This is a genomic window from Aeromonas sp. R10-1 (assembly GCF_040908465.1).
GTDB classification, from domain to species: domain Bacteria; phylum Pseudomonadota; class Gammaproteobacteria; order Enterobacterales; family Aeromonadaceae; genus Aeromonas; species Aeromonas caviae.
In genome coordinates this window covers 12,032-35,080 of sequence record NZ_JBFODT010000033.1, presented here as the reverse complement: position 1 = coordinate 35,080, position 23,049 = coordinate 12,032, and the positions used below count along the sequence as shown (strand labels likewise).

General features: G+C 61.6%; 32 protein-coding genes. 8 read left to right on the top strand and 24 right to left on the bottom strand.

Annotated features, from left to right (window positions below):
- Window positions 1–153: 153 nt before the first annotated feature.
- Complete coding sequence (locus AB5Y93_RS16125; protein ID WP_164882853.1) at window positions 154–327, top strand: hypothetical protein; 174 nt, start codon at window positions 154–156, stop codon at window positions 325–327.
- 6 nt (window positions 328–333) lie between these two features.
- Here AB5Y93_RS16125 and AB5Y93_RS16120 read toward each other — a convergent pair whose 3' ends face one another.
- Window positions 334–1,389, bottom strand: a complete 1,056-nt coding sequence (locus AB5Y93_RS16120; RefSeq protein WP_324040553.1) for a PA0069 family radical SAM protein — start codon at window positions 1,387–1,389, stop codon at window positions 334–336.
- A 174-nt stretch (window positions 1,390–1,563) separates the two neighbouring features.
- Between AB5Y93_RS16120 and AB5Y93_RS16115 the strand changes: the two genes are divergently transcribed.
- Complete coding sequence (locus AB5Y93_RS16115) at window positions 1,564–2,154, top strand: tetratricopeptide repeat protein (RefSeq protein ID WP_319891859.1); 591 nt, start codon at window positions 1,564–1,566, stop codon at window positions 2,152–2,154.
- A gap of 3 nt (window positions 2,155–2,157) precedes the next feature.
- Here AB5Y93_RS16115 and AB5Y93_RS16110 read toward each other — a convergent pair whose 3' ends face one another.
- A complete protein-coding gene (locus AB5Y93_RS16110; RefSeq protein ID WP_010674802.1) occupies window positions 2,158–2,370 on the bottom strand; it encodes a hypothetical protein in 213 nt (70 codons plus the stop codon).
- A 325-nt stretch (window positions 2,371–2,695) separates the two neighbouring features.
- Between AB5Y93_RS16110 and thrS the strand changes: the two genes are divergently transcribed.
- From thrS to nadS, 6 genes are all read left to right on the top strand, one after another.
- Window positions 2,696–4,624 (top strand): threonine--tRNA ligase, encoded by a 1,929-nt coding sequence (gene thrS / locus AB5Y93_RS16105; RefSeq protein ID WP_368229827.1) that lies wholly within the window; start codon window positions 2,696–2,698, stop codon window positions 4,622–4,624.
- Window positions 4,625–4,645: 21 nt separating this feature from the next.
- A complete protein-coding gene (gene infC, locus AB5Y93_RS16100; RefSeq protein WP_185219337.1) occupies window positions 4,646–5,176 on the top strand; it encodes a translation initiation factor IF-3 in 531 nt (176 codons plus the stop codon).
- 86 nt (window positions 5,177–5,262) lie between these two features.
- Window positions 5,263–5,460, top strand: coding sequence for a 50S ribosomal protein L35 (gene rpmI, locus AB5Y93_RS16095; RefSeq protein WP_005300673.1), 198 nt, complete (start codon window positions 5,263–5,265; stop codon window positions 5,458–5,460).
- A gap of 15 nt (window positions 5,461–5,475) precedes the next feature.
- On the top strand, window positions 5,476–5,832 hold the full coding sequence (gene rplT, locus AB5Y93_RS16090; RefSeq protein ID WP_010674800.1) for a 50S ribosomal protein L20: 357 nt from the start codon (window positions 5,476–5,478) through the stop codon (window positions 5,830–5,832).
- A 263-nt stretch (window positions 5,833–6,095) separates the two neighbouring features.
- On the top strand, window positions 6,096–6,416 hold the full coding sequence (locus AB5Y93_RS16085; RefSeq protein ID WP_201969418.1) for a type II toxin-antitoxin system RelE/ParE family toxin: 321 nt from the start codon (window positions 6,096–6,098) through the stop codon (window positions 6,414–6,416).
- Window position 6,417: 1 nt separating this feature from the next.
- Window positions 6,418–6,702 (top strand): NadS family protein, encoded by a 285-nt coding sequence (gene nadS, locus AB5Y93_RS16080; protein ID WP_113995677.1) that lies wholly within the window; start codon window positions 6,418–6,420, stop codon window positions 6,700–6,702.
- Window positions 6,703–6,798: 96 nt separating this feature from the next.
- On the opposite strand, the gene AB5Y93_RS16075 is transcribed toward nadS, so the two are convergent.
- From AB5Y93_RS16075 to AB5Y93_RS15970, 22 genes are all read right to left on the bottom strand, one after another.
- Window positions 6,799–7,620: a hypothetical protein gene (locus AB5Y93_RS16075; RefSeq protein ID WP_201969130.1), complete on the bottom strand. Its 822-nt coding sequence runs from the start codon at window positions 7,618–7,620 to the stop codon at window positions 6,799–6,801.
- Between the two features lie 635 nt (window positions 7,621–8,255).
- The gene (locus tag AB5Y93_RS16070) at window positions 8,256–9,869 is read right to left on the bottom strand and encodes a hypothetical protein (RefSeq protein WP_368229826.1); all 1,614 of its coding nucleotides are present in this window, start codon (window positions 9,867–9,869) and stop codon (window positions 8,256–8,258) included.
- Complete coding sequence (locus AB5Y93_RS16065; protein WP_368229825.1) at window positions 9,866–10,414, bottom strand: hypothetical protein; 549 nt, start codon at window positions 10,412–10,414, stop codon at window positions 9,866–9,868. The genes AB5Y93_RS16070 and AB5Y93_RS16065 overlap by 4 nt, the downstream gene beginning before the upstream one ends.
- Window positions 10,411–11,292: a hypothetical protein gene (locus AB5Y93_RS16060; RefSeq protein WP_368229824.1), complete on the bottom strand. Its 882-nt coding sequence runs from the start codon at window positions 11,290–11,292 to the stop codon at window positions 10,411–10,413. Before AB5Y93_RS16060 ends, AB5Y93_RS16065 begins: the two co-directional genes overlap by 4 nt.
- On the bottom strand, window positions 11,289–11,714 hold the full coding sequence (locus tag AB5Y93_RS16055; RefSeq protein ID WP_253584963.1) for a tail fiber assembly protein: 426 nt from the start codon (window positions 11,712–11,714) through the stop codon (window positions 11,289–11,291). Before AB5Y93_RS16055 ends, AB5Y93_RS16060 begins: the two co-directional genes overlap by 4 nt.
- A complete protein-coding gene (locus tag AB5Y93_RS16050) occupies window positions 11,714–13,750 on the bottom strand; it encodes a phage tail protein (protein ID WP_368229823.1) in 2,037 nt (678 codons plus the stop codon). Before AB5Y93_RS16050 ends, AB5Y93_RS16055 begins: the two co-directional genes overlap by 1 nt.
- Entirely contained in the window at window positions 13,747–14,349 is a 603-nt protein-coding gene (locus AB5Y93_RS16045) for a phage tail protein (protein WP_368229822.1), read from the bottom strand. The genes AB5Y93_RS16050 and AB5Y93_RS16045 overlap by 4 nt, the downstream gene beginning before the upstream one ends.
- Entirely contained in the window at window positions 14,342–15,529 is a 1,188-nt protein-coding gene (locus tag AB5Y93_RS16040; RefSeq protein WP_368229821.1) for a baseplate J/gp47 family protein, read from the bottom strand. Before AB5Y93_RS16040 ends, AB5Y93_RS16045 begins: the two co-directional genes overlap by 8 nt.
- Window positions 15,526–15,849, bottom strand: coding sequence for a DUF2590 family protein (locus AB5Y93_RS16035; protein WP_368229820.1), 324 nt, complete (start codon window positions 15,847–15,849; stop codon window positions 15,526–15,528). Before AB5Y93_RS16035 ends, AB5Y93_RS16040 begins: the two co-directional genes overlap by 4 nt.
- The gene (locus tag AB5Y93_RS16030) at window positions 15,849–17,768 is read right to left on the bottom strand and encodes a phage tail tape measure protein (protein ID WP_368229819.1); all 1,920 of its coding nucleotides are present in this window, start codon (window positions 17,766–17,768) and stop codon (window positions 15,849–15,851) included. The genes AB5Y93_RS16035 and AB5Y93_RS16030 overlap by 1 nt, the downstream gene beginning before the upstream one ends.
- 6 nt (window positions 17,769–17,774) lie before the next feature.
- Complete coding sequence (locus AB5Y93_RS16025; RefSeq protein ID WP_015985417.1) at window positions 17,775–17,918, bottom strand: hypothetical protein; 144 nt, start codon at window positions 17,916–17,918, stop codon at window positions 17,775–17,777.
- A 41-nt stretch (window positions 17,919–17,959) separates the two neighbouring features.
- Window positions 17,960–18,223 (bottom strand): putative phage tail assembly chaperone, encoded by a 264-nt coding sequence (locus tag AB5Y93_RS16020; RefSeq protein WP_048207754.1) that lies wholly within the window; start codon window positions 18,221–18,223, stop codon window positions 17,960–17,962.
- Window positions 18,220–18,420 (bottom strand): hypothetical protein, encoded by a 201-nt coding sequence (locus AB5Y93_RS16015; RefSeq protein ID WP_235621352.1) that lies wholly within the window; start codon window positions 18,418–18,420, stop codon window positions 18,220–18,222. Before AB5Y93_RS16015 ends, AB5Y93_RS16020 begins: the two co-directional genes overlap by 4 nt.
- Complete coding sequence (locus tag AB5Y93_RS16010) at window positions 18,347–18,781, bottom strand: hypothetical protein (RefSeq protein ID WP_368229818.1); 435 nt, start codon at window positions 18,779–18,781, stop codon at window positions 18,347–18,349. The genes AB5Y93_RS16015 and AB5Y93_RS16010 overlap by 74 nt, the downstream gene beginning before the upstream one ends.
- Entirely contained in the window at window positions 18,778–19,239 is a 462-nt protein-coding gene (locus AB5Y93_RS16005; protein WP_368229817.1) for a glycoside hydrolase family 104 protein, read from the bottom strand. Before AB5Y93_RS16005 ends, AB5Y93_RS16010 begins: the two co-directional genes overlap by 4 nt.
- A complete protein-coding gene (locus AB5Y93_RS16000) occupies window positions 19,226–19,552 on the bottom strand; it encodes a phage holin, lambda family (protein ID WP_368229816.1) in 327 nt (108 codons plus the stop codon). Before AB5Y93_RS16000 ends, AB5Y93_RS16005 begins: the two co-directional genes overlap by 14 nt.
- A gap of 23 nt (window positions 19,553–19,575) precedes the next feature.
- Window positions 19,576–19,785: a TraR/DksA family transcriptional regulator gene (locus tag AB5Y93_RS15995; RefSeq protein ID WP_368229815.1), complete on the bottom strand. Its 210-nt coding sequence runs from the start codon at window positions 19,783–19,785 to the stop codon at window positions 19,576–19,578.
- 9 nt (window positions 19,786–19,794) lie between these two features.
- Window positions 19,795–20,250 (bottom strand): phage protein, encoded by a 456-nt coding sequence (locus tag AB5Y93_RS15990; RefSeq protein ID WP_041214425.1) that lies wholly within the window; start codon window positions 20,248–20,250, stop codon window positions 19,795–19,797.
- Window positions 20,251–20,253: 3 nt separating this feature from the next.
- Complete coding sequence (locus AB5Y93_RS15985; protein ID WP_368229814.1) at window positions 20,254–21,366, bottom strand: DUF2586 domain-containing protein; 1,113 nt, start codon at window positions 21,364–21,366, stop codon at window positions 20,254–20,256.
- Window positions 21,367–21,370: 4 nt separating this feature from the next.
- On the bottom strand, window positions 21,371–22,057 hold the full coding sequence (locus AB5Y93_RS15980; RefSeq protein WP_041214427.1) for a phage virion morphogenesis protein: 687 nt from the start codon (window positions 22,055–22,057) through the stop codon (window positions 21,371–21,373).
- Window positions 22,054–22,578: a phage tail protein gene (locus AB5Y93_RS15975; protein WP_368229813.1), complete on the bottom strand. Its 525-nt coding sequence runs from the start codon at window positions 22,576–22,578 to the stop codon at window positions 22,054–22,056. The genes AB5Y93_RS15980 and AB5Y93_RS15975 overlap by 4 nt, the downstream gene beginning before the upstream one ends.
- Window positions 22,575–23,036 (bottom strand): head completion/stabilization protein, encoded by a 462-nt coding sequence (locus AB5Y93_RS15970; protein WP_368229812.1) that lies wholly within the window; start codon window positions 23,034–23,036, stop codon window positions 22,575–22,577. Before AB5Y93_RS15970 ends, AB5Y93_RS15975 begins: the two co-directional genes overlap by 4 nt.
- Window positions 23,037–23,049 lie beyond the last annotated feature (13 nt).

Sequence of the window (23,049 nt, the reverse complement as noted above, 5' to 3'; positions counted from 1 at the left end):
ACGGCATCATCTTCCTGATATGCAGGGTTGGTCCCATCGCATCAACACGATTCCTTCACTCGACTGTCATGGCCCTGTCATGACGGCCAGCCATGCTGCCTGCGTTGAATGAGGCCACCACAGAGGCAGGCATCGCTTGCCAGGAGCACTGTTATGACGAGCTGGGTAATGTGGGAGATCTGGTGGAGCCGGATGTGGGGAGGGCAGGAGAAGGTGCGCCTTAGGGTGGATGAGGAGGAGGTGGCGCACGAGCCATCCCGCCTGCCTGCGGAGCTGATTGCACAGCGCCACCCAGCGGGGAGCTGCCCGCCGAGACCACGGGGCTGACGGCGCTCAGAACAGACGCAACTGCTCGCCCGGGCGGATGAAGGCGGCTGTATTGAGTGCTATATGGCGCTTGCCCAGTTGCAGCCGCCTGCTGATCAGGCGAAAGCGCTGGGCGAGCAGGTCGGCAAACTGCCCTTCACCTCGCATGCGGCTGCCAAAGGTGGCGCTGTTGAGTGCGCCACCCCGGCTTGCCCGCAGCTGGTTGAGGATCGCCTCTTTCTGGCCGGGATAGTGCGTATCGAGCCAGTCGCAAAAGAGGGTGGTGAGCTCGTGGGGCAATCGCAGCAAGATGTAATCCGCACAGCCCGCCCCGGCGTCGACGGCGGCCTTGATGATCTGTTCCAGTTCCGGCTCGTTGAGCCTGGGGATCATGGGGGCGGCGAGCACGCCGACCGGCACACCGGCCTTGGCCAGTCGTTCGATCACCTTGATCCGCCCAACCCCCGTGCTGGCCCTGGGCTCCAGCTGTCGCCTCAGCGTCTCATTGAGGGTGGTGACCGACACCATCACCTGGCATAACCCTTCCCGGGCCAGCTCGGTCAGCAGATCGAGGTCGCGCAGGATCATGGCGCTCTTGGTGATGAGCCCTACCGGATGGCGATGAGCCAGCATCACCGTCAGGAGTTCACGAGTCAGGCGATAGTGGTGCTCGATGGGTTGATAGGGATCGGTATTGGCCCCCAGCACGATGGTTTGTGGCTGATAGGCTGGTTTGGCAAACTCCCGTCGCAGCAGCTCGGCAGCATTGATTTTGGCAAACAGCTTGCTCTCGAAATCCAGCCCGGGGGAGAGCTCAAGGTAGGCGTGGCTGGGTCTGGCATAGCAGTAGATGCAGCCATGCTCGCACCCCTGATAGGGATTGATGGAGCGACCGAAGGGAAGATCCGGCGAATCGTTGTAGCTGATGATGCTGCGGGCGCTGATCTCCGTCACCTTGGTGCGGGGAGCGCTGGCGGCAAATGCCGCGTCCCAGTCGCTCTGACTCCAGCCGTCGTCAACAGTTTCGATTTGCGGGCCGCTGAAGCGGTGCTCGACATTGTGGTTCGCGCCTCGTCCTGCCATCACATCACCAATTCACTGTTTATATATACAGTTATTTTGCTGTGTCGCCCGTCAAACTGCAAGTTCGCAAAGAGCGACCCCATGAAAGAGGGTGAACCCGGGTGATCTCCTGCTTGATCTGTTGCTACATTTCGTTTACATAGACGAAATGCGAACCAGATCACGGAAAATGTCATGCAACCTACTATCGCCCGCTGGCTCTTCATCGCCCTCATTGCGCTGGTCATCTGGCGTCTGATCCCGCTCTCCACCGAGCAGGAGCTGGCGGCGGCCAACCGCGCCTGGCGGACAGGGCACTTTGATGAGGCGACCCGGATCTGGTCGCCCCTGGCGGAGCAGGGCCAGCCACGGGCACAGGCGCTGATGGGTTGGAGCCATGAAGTGGGGCAGGGGAGCGAGCAGGATATGGATCGCGCCATCCGACTCTATCGTCAGGCTGCGCAGGCGGGGGACGCTTTCGGCCAGTATCGGCTGGGAGAGGTCTATCTGCGCGGGGCCGGGGTGAAGCGGGATCTGCACGAGGCGTTTCGCTGGATGGAGCTGGCAGCCAGGAACGGTGATGTGCCCGCCATGCTGAAGGTGGGCATCCTGCACCTGATGGGGGTCAACGGGCGGGTTGAACTGGCCGAGGCGAAGCAGTGGCTCTATCAGGCCTCGCAAAAGGGCAACAAGATGGCACTCCAGGTATTGCAGGAGATGGCGCTGGCCGAGGAGGGACGCAGCGCCTTCGATTTCAATGGCCACTCTTTTCTGAACGCCGGTTAGGGATCAACGGCTGGCGGTGACTTTGCCGGGCGTCACGTCCGTGACATAGAGGGTACTGCGCTCGGCACTGTGGACGATGCTGCATACCTCCCGCTTGCTGCCATCGCCCAGGATCACCAGCTCACCAATATGGACGGGACAGTGAGTCGTGAGAAGGTGATCCGGATGAACCAGCTTTTCTGCATGCTCCGGAAATGAAATGTCGTAGGTGTACATCATGCTCTCCTTGCTTTGGCTGACGCCTCAATCTGGTACAGGGTATGGCAGCAGAAGGGCGCCCTCGCAAGTAGGACTGGTTGACACCCGCGCTTAGACGGTATGCAAAATCGCCAAGACAGCTTGTCTGGGTTGTCGCGTCTGATACAATCCCCCGCTGTACCTCTCAATGGATGGCCTTGCACACGCCATATGGTGTGCCACTGCCGTGTACCAACCGTATTGTGAACGGTGAAACTCGGGAGTGAACAGCTGGACATGAAAGGGTTTCTCCAACCTGCATGTGGCCTTTGGTAGGGGTCACCACTGTATAAGGAAACACCTAATGCCAATCATTACTCTGCCTGACGGCAGCCAACGTCAATTTGCCCACGCCGTTTCCGTCATGGATGTGGCCGCGGACATCGGTCCCGGTCTCGCCAAGGCGTGCATTGCCGGTCGGGTAAACGGTGAACTGGTGGATGCCTGCGAGCTGATCGAAGCCGATGCCTCCCTGGCCATCATCACCGCCAAAGACGAAGAAGGTCTGGACATTCTGCGCCACTCCTGTGCTCACCTGCTGGGTCATGCCATCAAGCAACTCTGGCCCCAGACCAAGATGGCCATCGGTCCCGTCATCGACAACGGTTTCTACTACGACATCGATCTCGACCGCACCCTGACCGACGAAGATCTGGCTGCACTGGAAGAGCGCATGCTGGCGCTGGCCGCTAAGGATTACGACGTCATCAAGAAGAAGGTCTCCTGGCAGGAAGCGCGCGACGTGTTCGAAGCCCGTGGCGAGACCTATAAGGTCGAGATCTTGGATCAGAACATTGCCCGTGATGACCAGCCCGGTCTGTATCATCACGAAGAGTACATCGACATGTGTCGCGGCCCGCACGTGCCCAACATGCGTCATTGCCAGCATTTCAAGTTGCAGAAGATGTCCGGCGCCTACTGGCGCGGCGACTCCAACAACAAGATGCTGCAGCGCATCTACGGCACCGCTTGGGCCGACAAGAAGCAGCTCAAGGCCTATTTGCAGCGTCTGGAAGAGGCCGCCAAGCGCGACCACCGCAAGATCGGCAAGCAGCTCGACCTGTACCACATGCAGGAAGAAGCGCCGGGCATGGTGTTCTGGCACAACGATGGCTGGACCATTTTCCGCGAGCTGGAAACCTTCATCCGCGGCAAGCTCAAAGAGTACGACTATCAGGAGGTGAAAGGCCCCTTCATGATGGATCGCGTGCTGTGGGAGCGTTCAGGTCACTGGGAGAAATACGCCCAGGCCATGTTCACCACCCAGTCCGAAAACCGCGAGTACGCGATCAAGCCGATGAACTGCCCGGGTCACGTGCAGATTTTCAACCAGGGTCTGAAATCCTACCGCGATCTGCCGCTGCGCATGGCCGAGTTCGGCTCCTGCCACCGCAACGAGCCGTCAGGCTCCCTGCATGGCCTGATGCGGGTACGGGGTTTCACCCAGGATGACGCCCACATCTTCTGTACCGAAGAGCAGATCATGGAAGAGGTGTCTGCGTGCATCCGCATGGTCTATGACGTCTACGGTACCTTCGGTTTCGAAAACATCGTGGTGAAGCTCTCGACCCGTCCGGAGCAGCGTATCGGCTCTGATGAAGCCTGGGATCGTGCCGAGGCCGCGCTGGCCGAGGCGCTGGAACTCAACGGCCTGAAGTACGACCTGCAACCGGGCGAGGGGGCTTTCTACGGTCCCAAGATCGAGTTCACCCTGCACGATTGCCTTGATCGTGCCTGGCAGTGTGGTACCGTGCAGCTCGACTTTGCCCTGCCGGGCCGTCTTGGCGCCACCTATGTGGGCGAAGACAACGAGCGCCACATCCCCGTGATGATCCACCGCGCCATTCTGGGTTCGCTGGAGCGCTTCATCGGGATCCTGACGGAAGAGTACGCCGGTCTGTTCCCGACCTGGCTGGCGCCGACCCAGGCCGTGGTCATGAATATCACGGATAACCAGGCCGATTATGCTGTGAAAGTTGCCAAGGCATTGAATGATGCGGGCCTTCGCGCAAAAGCGGACTTGAGAAATGAGAAGATTGGCTTTAAAATCCGCGAGCATACTTTGAAGCGAGTACCCTTCATGCTGGTCTGCGGCGACAAAGAAGTAGAAGCCGGCAAGATTGCAGTGCGTACTCGTAAAGGGGCTGACCTGGGCTCTTATCCTGTTGAAGAGCTGATTGCTCTGTTGACCCAGGAAGTTCAGACCCGCGGACAAAAGAAAGTGGAGGAATAAGCTATAAAAGGCGGAAAAAAACTGGGCAAGCAACCGCAAGCCCGCGCTCACCGGATCAATGAAGAGATCCGTCTGAAAGAAGTTCGTCTGACTGGTCTGGATGGTGAAGCCATTGGCATCACCTCCATCCAGGATGCCCTGAACTTGGCCCTTGAGGCCGGAGTGGATCTGGTCGAGATCAGTCCGAACGCTGAGCCGCCCGTTTGCCGGATCATGGATTACGGCAAATTCCTCTACGAAAAGAGCAAGACCACCAAAGAACAGAAGAAAAAGCAGAAAGTCGTCCAGGTCAAGGAAATCAAATTCCGTCCTGGCACAGACGAAGGCGACTATCAGGTAAAACTACGCAACCTGGTTCGCTTTCTGGAAGACGGGGACAAGGCAAAGGTCACCCTGCGCTTCCGTGGTCGTGAAATGGCCCACCAGGATCTTGGTATCAAGGTTCTCGAGCGCGTCAAGAACGATCTGGAAGAGCTGGCCGTAGTCGAATCGTTCCCGAAAGTCGAAGGCCGTCAAGCTGTGATGGTCCTCGCACCCAAGAAGAAATCTTAAGGCCCACAAGAAATTGACTCATGGGGCTGGCCCCATGAGTCGGTTCGCCTTGCGATTTTGTTGTCACTCACAATGCGGAGTATGAAATGCCGAAGATGAAAACCAACCGGGGCGCGGCAAAGCGCTTCAAGAAGACTGGCTCAGGTCGCTTCAAGTGCAAGCACAACCACCTGCGTCACATCCTGACCAAGAAGAGCAGCAAGCGTAAGCGTCAGCTGGGACCGAAGTTCTTTGTTTCCGCTGCCGACCACAAACGTGTTGTCGCTTGTCTGCCGTACGCATAAGGGGGGATGTGAAAAATGCCAAGAGTTAAACGTGGTGTGACCGCTCGCGCTCGTCACAAGAAAGTAATGAAAGCCGCCAAGGGTTACTACGGCGCCCGTTCCCGTGTCTACCGCGTAGCGGTACAAGCGGTAACCAAAGCTGGTCAGTATGCCTACCGTGACCGTCGCCAGAAGAAGCGTCAGTTCCGTCAACTGTGGATTGCGCGTATCAACGCTGCAGCCCGTCAGAACGGCCTGTCCTACAGCCGTCTGATCGACGGTCTGAAGAAGGCTTCCATCGAGATCGATCGCAAGATCCTGTCCGATATCGCCGTGCACGACAAGCTGGCTTTCACCGCCCTGGTTGAAAAAGCTAAAGCAGCTCTGGTCTAATCCAGCTCTGTTATAAAAATAAAGGAGGCTCAGGCCTCCTTTTTTGTATCTGTAATTAGCTGTTTTATATGGCTTTTTTGTTTTTAATGTCCACATATTGCCCCATTCATTTTGCTCGATGCCATCGTAGGCTGAGAGCCTGGTGGGCGTATTGGCTGCAAGGGGGTGGCACAGCCAGAGTGGCCATGTTGCCTTGCTGACTCGTCGTGTGTACTATGTACACCATGATGAATGCTCAGAGTGAGTGATGCGTGAGTCACGCGATTGAATTTATTGAGACGTCTATCTTCACCAGACAGATAAAAGCCTTAGCGACAGACGATGAGCTAAGAGCACTGCAAGTCGAGCTGATTGCCCAGCCAGAGAAAGGCGACTTGATCCAAGGTACTGGTGGCTTGCGAAAAGTTCGAATGGCAACAGGCCAGCAAGGGAAAAGTGGCAGTGCCAGGGTGATCTACTTCTTGGCAACTGTAGAGACGATTTACCTGGTACTGGCGTATGCAAAGAGTGAGAAAGAGAGCCTCACTGCTGCAGAAAAGGCAGAGCTGAAGAAATTGACCACGTTACTGAAAGGGGAGGTTTGATATGAATATGTTTGACGAACTGAAGGCTTCCCTGGAAGAGGCTGTCGAGATCAAGCAGGGTCGCGTAGAGCCTGCTGCACGGACCAAATACGAGGTCGCTGACGTCAAGGCCATTCGCCTGGCCCTCAAGGTATCGCAACAGGAGTTTGCCCAAGCACTGGGAACGAGTGTGGATACGGTCAAAAGCTGGGAAACCCGGCGCCGCAATCCAACGGGATTGGCTGCCAAAGTGTTGGGGCTTATCCAGGATAAGCCAGACCTTTTTCGTGAGTTGGCGGCTCACTGACCTAGGTACCAAACAGCTAGTAGAAGGCCCCATATTTTGGGGCCTTTTTTTGGTCAGCAGTTGAAGGACATAAAGAATTATCACTTTTGAGCTGTGTTATTTCTCTGTGCTGCTTTCTTTCGATGAGTTATCTGAAGTGTCTTTGGGGACCATCCAGGTCACCTGTTCGACCTGATCGTGGCGTATGAGCTGTACTTTTCCGCCTTTTAGCCTATAGGCGCAATGAACACTATTACATATCAAACGGATGTGAGGTTTTCCGCTAAGAAGAGGTGATAATGCCTTGGCATCCTCGGTAGTCAAATGACCGTTTTCCAACCTATTTGCCCTTGCTTGGGCAGAGTTGATTCCTTCATTGAAGCTATAAAATGCAGGTAAGAGAACAAGCAGCGCTGGTATGATCAAAATAGCAAATCGATCATAGATAATTTTCAGCCAAATGAAGAAGATAAAGAGCCTAGGGGTTGGCACTTTTGCTCTTCTACGTAGAAATTTCTTTACCTTTGGAAGACGCATAGAAAAAAGGCGATGACAATACCAAGCCCATCTGAGCCGTATTCCGACGCAGAAAAATAGAACTACTATTACGAGTATAATGGTACCAATCCCCCAGAACACTGGCTTGAGATAGGTCTTACTGGCGTCTAACCATTGAATATATCCCCAGGCGAGGGTCAGGTCCGCAGGCCACGGAAACTCAAAAATATTTAACCCATCGAAAAGAGATTCGCCAAAATGATACGCAATCCCAGATAAGTAGATACCAGCGGTTATGATTGGAATCGCTGCAAATACCGAGGTCAGGAATGTGGCAATTTTGGTTTTGGGCTCCTCTGGCTGAGGAGAATTTCGTGCTTGTTTTAGGTGTTGTCTTAACCAACGCCAAAATTCCCAGTTGATTTCTTTTTTCTTCTTCATATATCCCTACGTAAGACATTAGAGCTTCAAACATGTCTGCTATTGTACCGATACTTTGATGAATGCAAATGTGAGTCAGTAGTTGGAATGTGACTAGACTGGACTTCAAGAGTTCAGTTATCAGGTGATGTCTATCACCTTCTATCAAATTGAAAAATAAAATGTTTTTTGTTTTCATGGTAGTGGCATAGAACCTTACTGATGATTCTTCTGTTCGCGTAAAGTACGCCATCCCCAATATATTCAATGAGTTACATTTCCAGCGCAGCTATCCAGAGTCCCACCAAACTGTAAAACCCCGCAAAAAAGATCCTTCTTTGCAGATCCTCAACGCCCTGCGGATCCTTGATGGGGCGCGGTCTGGGCCTATGGTTTTGCGGTAATCCACTTTTGCAAAAATTTTTCTTGATGAACCCCGCAGGCGGGAGCGGATGAGCGCGGATTCCGTGGCGCAGACGCCGCCGTGGGCGTTTCCGTGGGGCAACAGGAGGCTGTGAGTGTGCGCAGGCTTCACGTATGATGCAGCGCTGCCCGATGGCGCCTCTTCATGCGGCGCCCTTCCCTGGCCATGCTCAGGCGCTGTCAGGCAGACAAGAAGAAGGCCCCACATTGTGGGGCCTTCTTCGCTTGGCGAGTTACTCGATGATGGGGGTGAGGGAGCTGGCCAGTTGCTTGGCTTGTTGGCCATGTTCCGTCATGGCTGCACTGTTCCCTGGTGCGGGTCCGCTGCCGTGGGTATGGCCAGCCGTGGCGGCGGCCAGTTGCTCCACCACGTTCATCAGCTGCAGCAGCAGCCGGAAGATGTTCACGCTATCTGTCCCCACCCAGGAGCGGGGCGCTTCCAGGTGCTGCAGTTCGCCGGCGACCGCCCGGCGCAGTTGTCCCACCACCTCGACCAGATCCCCGGCCGTGGTCTGGCTCATATTGCCGAGGCTCCCCAAGGTGAGATCGTCCCCGGCGAGCAGCTCGATGGCCCCCAGCGCCTCGATGAGCTTGAACCCGCCCACCTCCTCGACGCTGTGCTGCGCCACCTGCAGCCGATGCTGGCCATGGTCCCCCAGGTAGTCATCGCTTTGGTGGTGCATATGCAGGGCCTGGTCGTGCAGGCGGCGGTCGGTGTGGCGGTAGAGGTTCCCCACGGTATCGGTGCGGCTGAACACCTCGGCCCGTTGCTGCTGCAGTTGCTCGCCCGGGGCGATATCGGGCAAAGCCCAGCCGCTGCCGAGCACGGTGCGGATAAAGGGCCGGTCGGCCCGGCCGAAGGCAAACCCCAGCTCAACCAGGGTCCCCTCAATGGGGAACTGCAGCAGACCCTGCTCCTGCCCGCCGAACAGCACCGGCAGCGGCACAGCCCGATACAGCGGGGCGGCCTTGTCCGGCTGGCCATCCTCACCTAGCAGTTGCACATCCACCGCATAGCGAGGGCGAAAGGGATCATTGAGCTGGCCGGCAGTGGCCTGATCGCTCACCGCCTCGACCCGCCCGAACTTGGGCAGGTGCATCTTGTCCGCCAACTCAGGGAATTCCCCCTCCATCTTGCGCCGCTCCGGCGACTTCACCGGTTTGCCGGGTGTCGCCGTGGTCAGGGTCATCTCATCGCCCTTGAGACGTACCCGCATCACCCGCTTGCCGTTGATGATGGCCCCGGGCCGGATGGCCGGCACCGGCGACAGGGTAAGGGTGTCGCCCGCCTGTCTCCCTGACCAGGCGGGATCGAGCGTCACCACCTTGTCGTGCCAGCGGCTATGGGCGTGGCTCCCCACGTATATGGCGCCATCCGGTTGCTGGTACCAGACAAAGTCCGGCACCTGGAAGGCGCGCCCGGCGTTATCGAGCAACTGATAGCCGGTGCCGGCGCTGGTGAAGTTCGGGATCGGTCGGTCGGTGTAGTCCGCCCCCTGGGGTAGCAGGAAGGTGAGCCCGCAGCGGTCGGTCAGCCAGGCCAGCAGGCCGCGCAGGGTGGCATGCTGCTGGCTGACGGGGAGGCGGGATCCCAGGGCACCGGCGAGCTCCCGGCACAGCAGCTTGCTGGCACCATTGGCGGCGGGGTGCACGTCGTACACGTAGCCCGTGAACCAGCGGCGCAGGTCGCCGTTATAGCCGGTGTCCAGGGTGAAGGTCTGCCCCTTGCGGGCGGTGCCTTCGATGGTAAGGGCGGCGCGGCCGCCGGCGTTGAGATCCAGCACCAGGTCATGGTCGATGAGGTGCACCGGCTGGCCGGCGAAGGTCAGTGAGGTGGTCAGTTTCATGCCAGCATGTCATCCATCGGTTGGAGCACGTAGCGCTCGAAGCTGCTGAGGTCCTGTGCTTCATCCCTCGCTTCTTTGCCGCCGGGCTTGGCGGCGCTGGTGTTGGCAGTGCCCTGGCCCACGGTCGGGGCTTGCTTGGGCAGGCGTTGCTCGCGCTTCTCCGGCACCGAGTTGAACTCCTTCAAGGTGAACTGCACCTGCCAGGCCAGCAGTCCCTCTTGTTCGCTTGCGGTGATACGTCCGGCGAACCTCGCCTGGCGAACCTTCACCGACTTGGCCAACAGCGACCCGACCCGGTAGATGTGGCGCTTGCCGCCGCTACCTTTGGCATCGGCCAGCTCAAACAGCCGGCTCAGCATGCGCTCCTCCTTGAACGGAATGAGGCCGGAGACGTCGAGCTCCTTGCCCTTGGCGCCCTGCTCGGCGCTGCTGGTTGAGCTGGTCTGGCCGCTCTGGTCTTTGTCCTGAAACTGCATCGATGCGGAGACGCGCATCGACTTCATGTTGATGGGTTCGCCATCCAGGGTCAGCATGGCTTGGCTCATGGGGTCAACTCCTGCCAGAAGGTGAGCGGGGAGGGGGAAAGCAGCAGAGCACCGACTGTCATGCTCATGCTGTGGTCGGGGGGCGTGCTCTGCCCGAGTTGGGTGGCGAGGCTTGCCGTATCTCCCTGGCCTTGCCAATGCCAGAGCGAGCCGGCGAGCTTGCCCAGTTCGGCCAGGGTGGTGGCCAGCGCATCGAGGCGGGCGGTTCGGCGCTCGGCGAGCACCTGCAGCTTGTCGATGGGGCTCTGGCTATCCCGGGCGAGGCTTTCCAGTTGTGCTAGCTCAGTGCCAAGTGCCAAGCGGGCAGGGCGCAGGGGGGCCCAACAGAGGGGCTCACCGGCGCGCCAGCGCGGCACCCTGGCAGCGGTGGGCTGGCGCATGGGGTCGTTGCTGGCCGTGAGGCGGCGCAGGGTGGCGCACCACTCCGGCAGCGGCAGCAGGGCGCAGAGGGGCACCAACTGCCGGACCAGGTCCTCGGCGCTGTTGCCGGTCACCAGCCAGGCGAGGGCATGCTGCTGCCCGGTGGGCAGGCGTGGGTCGGCTCCATCCTGCAGCTTGGTGGCCAGGGCCGCCACCGCGCTGGGGGCGGACAGATGGTGCTGGTTGCCCTGTTGTTGGCCCACCCCGTGCTGATAGGGGGTGACGGTAAGGCAGTGGCCATTCACCAGCAACCAGTCGAGCTCGGCTCGAAGATCGGCCAAACTCTCGGCCGCCTCGCTAAGCGGGTGGCGCCGATACTGGGTCCGCGCGGCCAGTCCCTGCAGGCGGCCAATGGCTCTTGCCTGGCTCGCAGGGAGCTGCCCCAGCACCTCCCGGGCGCGGGTGTGCAGGGCGTCAGTGCTCGCGGGCCAGCGTAGCGCCCCCTGGGTCCAACTCATTGGGGCATCTCCGGCCAGGTGACCGAGCTTGGCCAACCTTCGCTTTGCGGCAGGCGCATCAGGACGATGCGATAGCGTTGCAGGGCTTCCAGCTTGGCCAGCTCTTGCGGGGTTGCCAGCTTCAACTCTTTGGCGTCCTGCAGGGGCGCGATGTGCAGGGCGGCCTCGGCAAGCAGGGTATCCAGTTTGCTCTGCTGCTCGGCTTCGCTCGGCAGGTCCTCGGGCTGTGCCAGTGTGCGGATCTCGCCGAACTCGCCAAACATGGCGCGCACATAGAGCTCGCGCCCGTGCTCGGCCGAGTCGTCCTTGCGGGCGGTAAAGGTGACGAACTGCCCGGGCAGGTGAGCAAAGGCCACCTCCATGTCCAGGGCGTCCGGTTGGCCGATGTAGGCGATGACGTTTTTGGCGGTAATGATCTCCATCAGGCAATCCTTATCCAAAGTGATTTGGTCCAAGCGTTGTTTGCGTAATAGCCCATCAGTTTCCACGTCCCAGCAGGACTCCCGCCGCCGGTGTCTGATTCGTGCATGTCAGTCGAAGACCAGCGCAAGCTGCTGCCTGGCAGAGTACGGCCAGGGGCATAGGTACCGGAGGCCTTGGTGAAGAAAAAGCCATAGGTCCCGATTTGTCCGACGCCCCCGGCCACCACATCGGCGTTACCCTGTGCTGCGGTGTGGGTGTGGGCGGACGGCGTCATGGTGGCGGGTTTGTCGGTGACTTCCCCCCAACTGGGCCAGCGCGATGCATAGGCCGGGATCCCGGTCAGTTGTGACCAGGGGTGCGCGTGGCTCGCTGCCGCCGCGCCGAGCTCGGCCAACGTGGGCTTGTTGCCGGTGTTGTAATCCCGGGTCCAGGGTGTCCAGGCGCCCGTGCTGTATTGCGCCCGGCGCCAGACCCGGCTTGAGTTGTAGACTAGGTAGGTCTGCTGGGGTCCTGCGCCAGCGCTGACGATGAGCGCCCCCGCGCTGTTCTCCGGGTAGTGGCGTGCAGCCGATGTGTTGGCGTTGGCATGCTGGGCATACACTTTGGGATCTTTCAGGGTGTCGAGGTCTTCGGTCCCCAGGTTGATGGGGTTGAGCCAGGATCCCGGGTGCGAGTGGGACGTGGATGAGAGGCCGCCCAGTGCTTGCTGCAGGCCGTCGACTTCCTGGATGGTCGGCTTGTGGCCTGTGTCGAAGACCTCGCGCCACGGGCTCCAGGTAAAGGTATTGGCGCTGTAGTTGCGCATTGCCAGCACCCCATCCCCGTCGTATGGCCAGGCAATCTGGATCAGGGGCTCGGCCGCATAGATGCGCTTGGTCTCGCAGTAGAAATAGTTGCCTGATGTCGGGGGGGCGTTCTGACTGCGGACTTTCTCGTATAACCCGAACTCCCCGGCAGTGCAGGTGTTCATGTCCTTGTTGTAAGTCACGCCAAAGGCGGTCCCGTTGTTGCTCAACATGTCGCGGCGGGCTTTGTAGCCGCTGACATCGAGCTTGCTGGCGAGCGCTTGCGTTAACCCGGACACGTTCTCCATCAGATGGCCGTGGCTGTTGTCCTTGACCTCCACCACGATGTTGACGCCCTGGGCATCCTCCAGGATCCCCTTGCCAGTCACATCCCCGGAGAGTTCGATGATGCGCTTGCGGCGCAGGTCGGTGACGCTGCCATCGCTGTTGATGATGGCGACCTTGGTCACATGGTGCTGATTGCCGTTGCCGTCCACATAGTCGGTAAGGGCCGGCACGCTCAGGGTGAGGGTGAAGTGATTCACCCAGGCATTGAGCAGGGAGCCCGCCCGGTAGATGTCGAGCCAGAGCCCCACCGGCTTGGCGCCGGGGGTGATTTTCCTGACCTCGTCGAGCTGGGCGCGCAGGCCGCCCACATAGGCCACCCCGGGCTGCACCTTGTAGACACCAGCCTCGTTTACCAGCTTGAAGCCGTCGCCATAGAAGGTAGCCGGCCCGAATAACTGCAGGGCCTGCAGGCGCAGATCGTCATCCATCCCGCGCAGCCGGGCGGCATAGTCAATCTGCCAGGTGCTGGCATCCACGTGGGTGGCGGTGGCCTCGCTTGCCCGGTCGTACTCCATCAGCATGGATTTGACCAGGCTGTTGCCGGTCTGGCCGGTGGCCTCATTGGTCTTGAGCTTGGTCTCCAGCCCCTTGTGCACAATCATCCCCACCATGCCACTGGCCTTGTTGATGAGGTACAGGGCATTGAAGCTGAAATCGCCGACCGTGGTGTCCATCACGATGGTGTAGGCCACCGCGTCGTTGTTGATGCGCCCGCGCTGGTCCACCGCGTGGCGGTGCACGATCTGGCCCGCCGGTGGCAAGCCAAGATCCGGGCTTATCGGTTTGTTCGGGTCCAGGCCCGGGATGTTGGCCAGCACGAACTCATCGAGCACCACCGGCGTCTGGTTGGCGAGGCTTGCCTGCAGGTAGCTGGCGAAAGCGTTGGTAATGATCTGGCTCATGGGGTCCTCTTGAGTGATGCGCCGAACACCTGCTGGTTCATGTCGATGCGACCGGGGCGCAGGGTGGCGGTGACCGGGTAAACCACCTGGAAGCGGTAGCGGCGGCAGGTGCGGCCGTAGTGTTGGATGAGGGTTTCCATCAACTGCTGATTGCTGGCGATGGCGCCGTCGGTCACCTCGATGGTGATGACGTCCCAAGGCGTGCCGGCCTGGCGTTCGTGGATGTCGCACCAGCCGATGCCAAGGCGCTCGAAGATGCGCTTAAAGCCGGCGACCTCGCCGGCGTCCCGGGCGTTCACAAAGGCGAACCTGACCCGTTTGCGAAAGAGCTCAATCGGTTCGCCATTGAAACGGGTGATGTCCCGCTCCCAGGCGAGCAGGGCCAACAAGGACTCCGAGCAGGTCAGCGGGTCTTGCTGGGCCAGCGGCAGCAGCAACCAGCCCTTGAGCCGTTGCCAGAAGGCGTTGATGCCCTTGGCCAGGAACCCCGGCTCGGCATGGGCCGGGCTGATGGTGTAGCCGTCTTCCCACCAGGGGGCGCTGGCATCGGGTAGCACTGGCGCCTGCCGCTCATGCTCAAGGGGGGTCGGGTCAGTCATGCAGGGTCACCGTCAGCGTTTTCAATCGTGGGATGGCCAGCCCTGCGACGATGTCACTCTCGCCAAAGCGCAGGCTCTGGAGCTGCGGGAACTGGCTGTGCAGCTCACGGCCAAGTTGGGAGAGCGAGAAGCGCGAGCGCGGCCAGGTGCGGGTGACGGCGGGGAAGTCTGCCGACTGGCGAAACGCCGCCCTGACCAGGTTCTCGGCGCCGGCTTTGAGCGCGGCCTTTTGCTCGTCGCTGAGGTTGGCCTGGGGCCAGAGCGCCAGGGTGAGGCTGTGCTGGGTTTCAGGGATGCTCATCACGAACAGATCATCCCCATGGCCATGATTGCCCTGGCGGCCCACGTAGTCGTTGAGCTGATTGATGAGGCTGGCCGGGGTGGCCCCCACCTCCAGCAGGATGTAAGCGTTGGCGGTGCCGGGCCCCCGCGGGGCGTCGTGCTCGAAGAAGATGTGATCGGCGCGGATCCCCGCGACGCTCGCTAGCATGGAGCGGTAAATCGCGTCGATATGGTAGCGCCCCACCACCGAGAACTGGTTCTGGATGCGCAGGCCGAGCGCATCGTTGCTCTCGACGTCGCTGCCCTGGGTGGTGATCCACTCCTTGTCATCGTTACGGGCCGAGAGGATGCCGGTCACCGGTTCGCTCAACAGGTTGTAATACCCCGGGGCCAGGTTCCAGGCTGCGCCTGCGAGCTCGGCCTCGCACACCACCCGGGCCATCGCTTCCCCGGCCGGGCTTACCACCGCCTGCAGGGGGCGCAGGCGATAGATGGTGCCGTTGATGCGCTCGGTGGTGACCCAGATGTCGGCCGGGATAGTGACGGCGTCGCTCGGGTTGGCTTTCACGAAGTTGACCAGGCCTCGGGTCTTCTGGGCCGCCTTGCGGGTGAGATCCACATCCCAGGCCTTGAGGTCGAGATAGGCATCGGTGGCGGTGGCCGCGAAGGTGTTGGGCAGCACATGGCCCGCCAGCAGGGTGCGGATAAGCCAGAGGGCCGGGGTGATGACCACGCCGCGCACCAGCCGCCAGAACGGGCTCACATCCGAGTCGTTGGTGATGAGGGAACCAGCGGCCACCACCTCCTTCTTGAGCTCGGCCTCTATGGCCGCCTCGGTGGTTGGCACATCGGCCTCGGCCAGCAGGGCCATAAAATCCACGGTCGGGCGCAGGTTCACAGGGTTACCTCCAGTTCGCCGAATTCATAGGTGCGGGCGGTAACCAGCACCCGGTCGGGGGCCTCTTCGCTGATGAAGATGGTACCGGGCACCAGCCGCTCGTCGTCTTCAACCAGCAGTTCAATCTCGGTCATCACGTCGCTGCGCAGGGTCGGGCTGCGCTCGCCGATGAGCTTGCGGGCGAGCCCGGATTCCATGATGCGGTGCTTGATGTCCTGTCCAATGCTGTGTCGGTCCTGGGTGGTGCGGGGCTGGCCGCCGGTATCGAGCTGCCAAGCGCCGTTCACCACCAGGATGTCGATGTATTTGGGTTCGCTCATCACTTGGTCTCCAGCCAGGCGTTTTCGGCCAGTTGTTCCGGGGTCATGGGATTCTGGTTGGTGATGTGCACCTCGCCGATGTGCAAGGACTTGGCGGGCTTCTGGTTGGCAGCGCTCGCGGCCGCATTGGCCTGGATCAACTGCTGGCCCAGTCCGCCCGTGGGCACCTTGCTCTGCTCCGGCTGGCGGTAGCGGGCGAGGGGAGCGGTGATCGAGGACTGTTGCTGCTCTGCCGCCATGGGGGCGCTGACCGTCCCCGGCATGACCGGGAGGGTCAGCGGGGTGAGCGCGGGCATCTGCAGGTCCGGCATGCCGCCGAGTTCGATATTGACCCCCGGGATCAGGTTGAGTTTCTCGATCAGCCAGTCCACCGTCCGCCCCAGCAACTGGAAGGGGCTTAGGTTGCCGAGCAGTTGCATGAAACTGGCCCAGCCGGCGACGGCCCCGTCGATCATGCTCTGGATGGCGTCGAACACGCCCCAATCCGCCAGGGTCTTCTTGAGGTCATCCCAGTAGTAGATGACCGCTGCGACAGCGCCGATCAGCAGCACTATCCCGGCAATGATCAGGCCAATGGGGTTGGCATACATGGCGATGTTGACGGCCAGTAGAATGGCGCGAAAGGCAACCAGCCCGGCCTTGAGCAGGTTGAGCGGGGCGATCAGAAGCGACCAGGCGATGCCGAGCCCGAGAGTGGTCATCTTCGCCAGCCCGGCGAGCAGCAGCCAGGCACCGGTCACCATGCTAAGGCCCACGATGGCGAGCAGGGCATAGCTCACCACCCGGGTTAGGTTCGGGAAGAGGTGGGTCCAGCGCAGCACGGTGTCGGCACCATCGGCAAAGACCCCCACCACCTTGTTGATGGCCGGTAGCACCACCCCAAAGGCCGCGGCCCGGATGGCGAACCATCCTTGCGTCACCCGTTCCCACTGGTCGGTCATAGAGGCGGCCATCTGCTCGGCCTTGCCCATGCCGTGGGTGTTGGCCAGGGCATTGATGTTGGTGGAAAGGGCCTTGGTGTTGGTCATCAGAAGTTTGACCATGGCCACCGCCTCATCCGAGCCAAACGCCTTTTTGAGCTCGTCCCCCTCGGCCACGCTCAGGGTCTCGCCATAGCGGGCCTTGAGTTTGTCGAGGATGGTGAGCACCGGCAGCATGTTGCCCGCCGCGTCGGTGAACTTCATGCCGAGCGCCTTCTGGGCACTGCCCACCCCGGCCAGGAACGCCTTGAACTTGGTCCCGGCTTCGCCGCCGCCCATGGTGGCCTGCAGTTGACCCAGCACGGCGAACTGCTCATCCATCGACACCCCGGCCGCCGTGGCGTTGGCACCGATGGCCCCAAAGGCATCGGCCATGCCCTGGCCGGTAGTCTTGAACAGTTGCACCGCGAGCGCCGTCTTGCCGGCTACATCCTCCACCCAGTTAGCCTTGCCCATCTGCTTGGCCTGCTGCTCGAAGATACCGTACATGGTGCCCATGTAGTTGGTGATGGTGGAGGTGTCGGCCTTGGTGGCCTTTGCAAGGACGGTCGAGGCGCGGGTGAAGGCGGGCAACTCGTTGCCCTCCAGCCCGGCGATGGCGGACTGGATGTCGTAGGAGGAGCGGACAATCTCGGTGGCCGAGTTGCCATACTGCACGGACAGCTTGAGGGCTTCGCGGCCGAGCGCACCGAGCACGTCTTTTTGCACATCGAGGGAGGCCACCTCAGAGAGTGCCCTGTCCATCTCGATGGCGGGCCCGAGGGCCGCCTGCACCGCCAGCCCGCCGGCGGCCAGGGTGGTGGCCCCCATGGCCATGTTGCTCCAGCCCTGGCGGCCCGCCTTGCTGACCTTGTCCATCTGGGCATTGATGCCAGCAAGGGGCTTGGTGATCTGGTCAACCAGGGCCACCTGCATTATCAATTTTTCCATCCAGGCCATCAGTCGTTACCCGTTCAGTGCTTTGGCAATGCCCTCGGCCACGGCGGCGGCGTTGGACTCTCGGTGTTGTTTGTCTAACCAGATGGCGCGAGCCAGGCTGTCGAGGTCGTCCTCTTCGTGGGGCAGGTAGTAGCGCCGCAGCGCCAGCACCTGCTCCAGTTGGTTGCGCTCGATGGCCTCGGCGCGCGCGGTCAGTTTTTTACGGTGATCTCCAGGGTGGGGGCGAACTGCTCGTTAATGGCTCCCGCCAACTGCAGGGCGGCGCCCGGGCGCTTGAGCAGCTCGTCCAGCGCGGCCTTGCTCTCCTGGCAGACGATCTTCTTGAGGTAGTTGTGGGCCGGCGCCACCTTGTCGCTCGGCATCATGTCGTTGATGAAGCCGTTGTAGGCCACCATGGTGGGGGCGAACTTCAGCTCTTTGCCGGCGACGTCGAGGGTGATGATCGGTGTGCTCATGGGGTGTTTTCCTCTTGGGTAATCCAGTTGTTCAGGGTGGTGATCTGGGTTTGGCAGCGGCGCAGCGCCGTCTGCAGGGTGGGGATAAACCGCACGGCATCGCCGTAGGTGCTCCCCGTGAAATCAGGCTCCGGGCAGTGGGGTACCAGCCCCGGCGGCGGCAGCCGCTTTACCACCCGGGTTTGCACCACGCTCAACGGCTGGCTGGAGCAGGCGCAGAGCGCCAGCAGGCAAAGGCTCGCGAGCGCAATCCGGGCGGCCCGCCGGCGGCGTGGCCAGGGCTTGTTGCAGGTCATCGGCGGTCTTCCTGTTCTGATTGTCGAGCTCGGCCAAGGCCGCGTTCTGGTGGGCGAGCAGTTGGCGCAGTGCGCTGTCTTCTTGCCGCAGCGTCTTGAGCACACTGTCCATCTGCTCGTTGTCCTCTCGCAGGGTGGCAATGGTCTCGTTGGCGGTGGCGAGCTCCCGGGTGCGTTGGGTGAGCCGTTCCCCCTGGGCAAACAGCACGCTGCCGATCACCAACCCGATCAGGGCCGGTAACAACCGGATGAACGTGCTCATGCCAGCACCCCGCCAAACTCGGTGAACTTGGCCAGCAGATCCGCCAGCTTGTGCTCGCGCTGGCCGTAGCCGGCGCCGGGTAGGCTGGCCCAGATGTTGGCGCACTTGCTGATCGCCGGTTGAATGCGACCCTTGATCACGTCATCCAGTGCCTTGCGCTCACGGATAAGCTGGATGGCCCAGGTGTCCTGGGAGACGGGGCCAAAGTCCGGCAGGCCGAGCGCCGCCTGGTAGTGGCGCCAGTGGCGGGACAGGAACTGATAGCGCCCGGCGGCGGTGCTGTGCAGGGTCGGGTTAACCCGCACCAACACATCGGGGTGTTCGCGGTAGTCCTGGAAGAACCCGGCCGGGTTGACCAGCTTGTTGTAACCATCGTCCCCCAGCCCCTTGGTGCCCTCGGCATAGGCGATCAGGTCGAGAAAGGCGGCCATCTGGGGATGGCAGTCACTGCGCGGCATTGTTGTCCTCCTTCTTGCGAAATATCAGGGCCGCCCTGTCGCGGATGATGTCGATCCCGAGCAGCCCCACCACGCCGCCCAGGAAGGGGGTGGCCTCCTGGGGGATCCCGAGCAGGTGTGTCCCGGTGGCGGCCGCCAGGGTGATGAGGCCGCACAGCAGGGATTCGATCAGCCGGCGGCGACCTCGTCCGCCGGCGTAGGTGATGCGCAGGAAGGCGATGGCCAGCGCCAGCAGGGCCCCATAGACGGCAGGCCAGTTGTCCATCAGCCAGGCCAGCAGGGCGGTGGCGAGGGTCGGGTCTTTATGAGGCATGTGGTTCATGTCCGTTGCTCTGATTAGCGGGCCAACCGTTCAAGGCGGGTCTGGCAGGGGACGCACAGGCGCACCCCGGGTACGTGGCGGCGTCGCCCTTCGGGGATGTCGTCGTCGCACTCTTCGCACTGGTACAAGCTCTCCCCCTGGTAGTGCCCCTTGCCCACCTGGTTGGCCAGTTGGACCGCCAGCATGCGGGCGGCGTGGCGGGTGGCGCGGTCGATGTCGTCCATGCGTCCCCCTTAACCCAGCAGGTGGCGGGTGTCTTCCTTGGAGAGGTAAGGCACGCCGTTGAGGTGAACGAAGTCGGGGGAGGTCACAAAGCCTTTCACCTTGTGCACGCTCTTGCTGCCCCCCTTGGGATCGATGTCGAGCAGGTCGGAGACCAGCAGCTTCACGCCGAAGGCCTCCACCTTCATGGTCTCGGTGCCGGTGTCGGCGTAGAACAACACATCGTCTGGCTCCATTCCGCGCCAGCTTCCCGCCCGCTTGGCGGCATCGGCCAACTGCGAGAAATTCTTGGTGTCGAGCTCGAACTCCAGCTCGGCGGCGACATCGCCATCGACGAAGCCATCCGGGATCCCCCTGGTTTGCGCCACGGCGCTGTTGTCGGTGATGGAGAGGCTGGCCTTTTCGACGTGGACCATGGCCCCCAGGAGGGTGGTGTCAAAGCTGGCACCAGAAATTCGACGGGTCATGGGTTAGCCCTCCCCATTGTTGAGGCTCAAATCGAGCATGATGTTGACGGTGATCCCCTTGGGGCAGTCCACGGTGCGCACCACCACAAACACCGAGACCAGGTTCTTGGCGACCCACTGAATGCGGATGTCACCATCCTGGGGGGAGGCGATGTCACCCGGGAACGGTTGGCCGTTGATGGTGGTGGCCTTGGCCATCTCCCGCAGATCTTTGCCGAAGTAGGTGATGGCGGCGGCTGTGCTGCCCGGGGTGGAGTTGAACGAACGATCCCCGATGCGGGCGATGGCGCGCAGGCGCATCCGGCGTGCCACCTTGTAGGCAACCCGCAGGTTCTCGATCACCTGGTAGTCGCCGCCCTCGGCGTCCAGAGTGCGGCCATCGGCCCAGTAGATCCCGTCATAGTCCGGGTACCACATCGGCACCGAGTAACGGTTCTGCTCCAGGGTCTGCAGGGTGGCCAACGGCAGCGGGATCCCGTCCTTGTCCACCGGCTTGTTGCCAAGACCCACCAGGGCGCCGGTCTTCACCCGGCAGGGGCTGTCGGCGATGCTCACCGCCCGGTTGCACAGGCGGCCCGCGTAGGCGCCCGCCAGGGTCGGCCAAAGCTGCGGTACCAGGGAAACCGAACTCGCCGCGATGCCATCCTGCAGGGTGGCCAGTTCACCCTCGTAGGTGGACCAGTCCTGTTCGTCGGCGATGGCCGGCACGGCCAGCAGCATGAACTGCCAGCGCCCCCATTTGGCGATGAGTTCCTGGTTGAGGGCGTGGGCGGCGTTGATGGCCGCCTGGTCCCACTCTTGCCCCAGCACCACGACCCCCTCAAACGACTGGGTCTGCTGGGCGTCGCGGGTCGCGTCCAGCCAGGACTTGTCGGTGGGCAGCACATAGGCCGCCGCCGACCAGTTCTGGCCGGCGTTATTGCGGGCGGCCAGCAGGTTGGCTTTGAGTTCGCTGTCCGCAGCCCCGAGCAACTGATCGAAGTCGGATTGGGCGTTGAGGGAGAGCAGCTTGCCGGTGTTGCTGGCGGCGCTGCCGATGAACAGCAGGTGGCGCTCGACTTCCGTCACGGGCCCCTGCATCTGGTTCAAGTTGTTGATCTGTACATAAGGCCACATGCCGTTATTTCCCCTTCATGTCTTGCTTGTTGACGTCCCAGCCGTAATCGATGCTCTGCAGGGCGCGGGCGAAGGCCTGTTGCCGCTGCCGGGCATTGGCGCCCAGGAACGGGCGCGCCGGCAGATGGATTTCCCAGCTCTCGGCCGCCGGTTCGTCCTTGAGCTTCTTGATGAGCAACCCCGCCTGGGCGTAGTTGAGGTGGCCGGTGATCCAGCCCAGCGATGCCGAGCGGTATGAGCGCTTGCGCTGACCGGGGCGCTTGAACCCGAGCTCCCGTAGCTTGCGGGCCTGGGCCTTGGTGGCCTGCTTCTGCTTGCCGCCTTCACTGGGGGCGATGCGTCGCCGGCTGGCGGCCGTCACCTTGTAGGTGTGCCCCTTCTGATGGGTGTTAGCGATGACCCCGGCGTGGGCGCTCATGGTGCCTTTCTTGAACCCAACCTCGGCCACGTCCTGGCGCGGTTCGTGGATCACCAGCAACTTGGGCAGGCCGCGCAACATCTTGCGTTTGCCCCGCTTGCGAGGGGCCCAGGCATTGCCGTTGGGGTCTTGCTGCTGGCGTACGTGACGGGCGGCCAGCTTCTTCATCTCGTTGGCGGCGCGCCATACCAGGCGCTTGCGCTGCTTGGGCGGCAGGGCCAGCAGGTTGAGCTGGTCTTTGCCGCGACGGGTGTCCAGGGTGATGGTGATCATGAGAGGCCACCCACCGGGTGAGCACCGGTATCACCCACGTTCAGGTCAATCTGTTCGGCCACCCAGATGTCATAGGGGGCCACGTTCCAGTGCTTGCCGAGCCAGTTGATGGGCCCTTGCGGGTGCTCGATAAGGCGCAGCGGCTCGGCGAAGGGGAGCTGGATCTCGAGATCGGCGGTCTGCTCGTCGTTCGGAGTGACGGCGTATTCGGGATCGGGCAGGCCGAGCTGCCCGCGCACCTCGTCGTGCTCCTGCACCCAGGCGGCGACGGCCGCCAGCAGAATGGCCGGGTCGAGCTCGCGAAACGGCAGTTGCTCGATGGTGAACACCGCCTGATAGGTGAGCCAGGCCACGTCCACCCCGGTGGGCCCCATGTTCCTGGGTTCGAGCTTGATGGTGCCGTTCTCCATCCAGCTATCCAGGCGCTTGTGGCACTTGGCTGGCAATACCCGCAACAACTCGGCGTGGAGCGCCTGCAGGAAGTAGCCCTGGGCCTGCTGCTCGTGTATGGCGGCGCTCATATCAGCGATACCCCCGCCCGGTGCTTGCCCTTGATGCTGCGCACCAGTTGCTGGCTTTCGGCCAGTAACTGGGCGCGCTGGTCCGGGGAGCGCTCCACCTGGTTGTTGGCGGTGGCCCGTTCGGTGACGCTGGCGAACTCCGGCAGCAAGGCCGCCTTGGCCCGGGCGAAGACGGCGGCCAGGTACTGTTCGGTCAGGGCATTGGTGCCACCTTCCAAGCTGGGCCCCGGGACGACGGCTGCGCTGGCATAACCCTTGGCCTGCAGCGCGGCCTGGTGGCTGACTAGCTGCAGGTTGATTTCAGAGACGGCAGCCAGCAAGGCGGCGCCGGTGGTTTGCTGGTTCAGATCGGCAGGCAGGGCGCGGCGGCGCTCGAAGTCGGCGACGGCCACATCCGGCCAGAACCCGTCATTGCGGATAGTGGCGGTGCTGTAGTCGATGTCCTTGCCTGCAAACATGGCTTGCCTCGCT